Below are 517 nucleotides of genomic sequence, written 5' to 3' on the forward strand. Positions count from 1 at the left end.
GAGGTGGCTGGGGGTGGCCTTGATCAGCGTGGGCTGGACGGTGGTGGTTTCCAGGGTGGTGAGGTGGACGGTGCCGCCGTTGGTGAGGGGGGTCCACAGTGCGGTGATGGTGAGGTCGAAGGCGAGGGGGGAGTGCAGCAGGGTGGTGCCGCTGGTGGCCGCATAGGCCGTGCGGGCACGGTGGAGATAGGTCGCCAGGGCGTGGTGCTCGATGATGACGCCCTTGGGACGGCCGGTGGAGCCCGAGGTGTAGATCATGTAGGCGGGGTGGCGCGGTGACCACGGCACACGCCGCTCCGCGTCGGTGATCGTGACGGCGGAGTTCTCCCGGTAGACCGCGCCCGGCACCGCCTCGGTCAAGGTCAGCGCGGGTGTGGCGTCGTCGAGCATGTAGTCGATGCGCTCGGCGGGATAGTCCGGGTCGATGGGCAGATACGCCGCGCCGCTCTTGAGGACGGCGAGCATGCTGACGATCGCGTCGAGCGACTTGGGCAGGGCGAGGGCGACGAACTGCTCG

General features: G+C 69.2%; 1 protein-coding gene. It reads right to left on the reverse strand.

What is annotated here, in order from left to right:
- A partial coding sequence (locus tag P1P70_RS45985) for an AMP-binding protein (RefSeq protein ID WP_319248492.1) occupies positions 1-517 on the reverse strand: 517 nt, incomplete at both ends.

Source organism: Streptomyces sp. MB09-02B, from assembly GCF_033794485.1.
Classification (GTDB): domain Bacteria; phylum Actinomycetota; class Actinomycetes; order Streptomycetales; family Streptomycetaceae; genus Streptomyces.